Raw genomic sequence first — 2,545 nt, 5'->3', positions numbered from 1 at the left:
TAAATTTTTAGATAGAATAGCCAATATTACGGAAAAAAGGGCGGAAGAATGTAAATATGCAGAGGAGGAAGAACAACAATACGCGCCGGTAGTAGGGCAAGATGATGTTGGTAGAATTCCAGTTGATTCGGCATTCCTTTTAGTATATGCAGCTGAAGGTAACGGGCAAATATTCAAACTTGCTACGCTAGGTTCATCAGTTCAGGTTTCAGCTGATGGCAAACAGTTTATGGCTGATAATTCACAGAGAGAATCCGCTAGATGGCAAGAAGCATTGGATAGGCTTATTACATGGGGCTGGGTTAAGCCTGTAGGTCTAAAAAGGTGAGATATATGAAGTAACGGGAACAGGATATACGAAAGCAGACTGGTTGAAAGACGGCATGTGTATTGATACAAGTAAGGAACCGCTAGAAGAATTAAAACAGTTTGAAGTTTAAATGGAAAGAGGTCTATTAGAGGTACTAGGTGCAAGTGAACATTCTACAGGATAACAAATGATATTGGGTGCAAAGTAGTTGTAGACACGGTAAGTGGTTTAACATGGTATCTGTTTAATTAAGTGTGTTTAGAATATAAACATTTGATATACAATGGGAGGGAAGATACAGAGGTTATTATTAGGTTGTGTAAGGAGTTGCGTGAAAGAGCCTTAGTGTTGTGGTAGATGAAAATAGGATATAGATAAATATGTTAAAACATATATGAAATGGCGGTATTAATTATGTAAAAGAAAGGGGTAATATGGGATCTAGGTATATAGATGAAAACGTAAAAAGAAGATTGTATGCAGAATCCATGGGGTATTGTATGAATCCAAGTTGTAGATGTTGTTTGTTTACAGGAAAGGGGGATATTGTTGAAAAAGCACATATAGATCCTTATTGTAAAACAGCAGATAATTCTTTTGAAAATTTAGTTTTGTTATGCCCAAACTGTCATACAGACTTTGACAAGAATAATAAATTTACAGCTGAAGAGGTTTTGAATTGGAAGAAAATCCGACAAGAAGAATTGAATAATCTTTTCGAAAATCGGTTTAAAACATTTGAGGAGTTAAAAAAAGCAGCTTTTCCTTTGTTAATGGAAAATAAAACTATTTATGAGAATTATTATAAAAAAGATAATAAAAAATTGTGGGATAAGTTCGAACCTATATTATTGATAAATAATAGAAAATTAAAAATTTTGTTATCGTCAAATATGGGTTTGTTTCAGAGACATCAAGATAAAAATTATTCAAATCTAAAATTTGTATATAATTTTTTGACTCACATTGAAGAGTTTGAAGCTACACGTGGTGATATCGAAAAGAATCGTGAAATTTTATTCCCAGTAGAAATTAACTCAATGTTTGGAATTGCGCCAGCAGATGGGACTATTTTACCATCTACAGAAAGTTTGGAGTTATTAATACAGAAATTGAATGAACAGGGAAAATTTATTGATATACAAATGGGAATAGAACGTCCCTATTTAGTAATACGGGAAAATAATATAGTGGATAAAGTGTTCCTGGATGATACACCTAGAATTAGACAGATGTATTACGATTACAAATGTTTTGCGAAAACAGGAGTAAGACTAGCTAGTTTAAATTTTGCATTAAAATATATTAGAACTAAAAAAATAAATTTTCAATTTGTAAATAATGAAAATTTAAGAGAGATTAGCATAAATAATAAAAAAATGATTTTTATTTATGAATATTGTTTAAGTCAAGCAAAATTGATGGAAATGGCACCAGAGGAAGATTCGATTATTGTTAATCTACATAATTGGAATGATGATAGTTGCATTTCTGGACAAGCATATGAGTTGGCTGAAAAAATGAATGTAAAGTTGTTAACTATGAATGCGTTTTATGAATATGTTAAAAGAATCAAGTAAAAGAATCATTGATAGAATAAAAGAGCTTGTTGACAATTGGGAATGTTTTGAGAGAGTATATTTGTTTGGTTCGGTATTGAGATTGGATGATAGTTATAATGATATTGATATTTTGTTAATATATGAGGAATATTCATCTGAGATAGGACAACAGAGAGAGAAAATCAAAAACGAATTAGAAAGGATTTGTAGAGCACCTGTTGATTTGACTGCATTAAGTCGTGAAGAAGAAAATGATGTTAAATTTTTAGATCGGCTAAAGTCTAATTATTTAAAGTTGAAATAATGCAATTTTGTGTTAGCGGGTGCAAATAATTAAGAAATGAAACGGGAGAAGTTTTTATTGCTAATACCTTTTGAAATTGGAAATAGAAGAAACGATATAATTGAGGTGTAAAAAGGTGTTATTGCAGAGTGTAGTCAACAAGAAGAAAATTTGAAGTTCGCAGTAATATTAGTGTTCGATGTATTTATAATACTAATATTAAAAAGTACCCTTTATCCATCTTTATGTTATACTTATACCAAACACAACTTGTTTTGCATAAAGAGGTATAACATATGAAGATTCTTATCACCGGCGGAGCTGGGTTTATTGGTAGTAATTTTATATTTTATATGATGGACAGACATCCTGAGTATGAGTTTGTGTGCG

3 protein-coding genes are annotated in these 2,545 nt (G+C 31.3%); all 3 read left to right on the top strand.

The features are described from left to right. The coding region (locus CCU_RS07250; RefSeq protein ID WP_208896079.1) for a hypothetical protein at positions 1-328 on the top strand (328 nt) is incomplete at its 5' end. 416 nt (positions 329-744) lie between these two features. After that, complete coding sequence (locus CCU_RS07245; RefSeq protein ID WP_015534124.1) at positions 745-1,890, top strand: HNH endonuclease signature motif containing protein; 1,146 nt, start codon at positions 745-747, stop codon at positions 1,888-1,890. Further along, a complete protein-coding gene (locus tag CCU_RS07240) occupies positions 1,865-2,176 on the top strand; it encodes a nucleotidyltransferase domain-containing protein (RefSeq protein WP_015534123.1) in 312 nt (103 codons plus the stop codon). The genes CCU_RS07245 and CCU_RS07240 overlap by 26 nt, the downstream gene beginning before the upstream one ends. Positions 2,177-2,545: the final 369 nt, after the last annotated feature.

The organism is Coprococcus sp. ART55/1, assembly GCF_000210595.1.
GTDB lineage: Bacteria > Bacillota > Clostridia > Lachnospirales > Lachnospiraceae > Coprococcus > Coprococcus aceti.
Note: the sequence above shows the minus strand (reverse complement) of the source record. Positions and strands in the feature narration are given on the sequence as shown.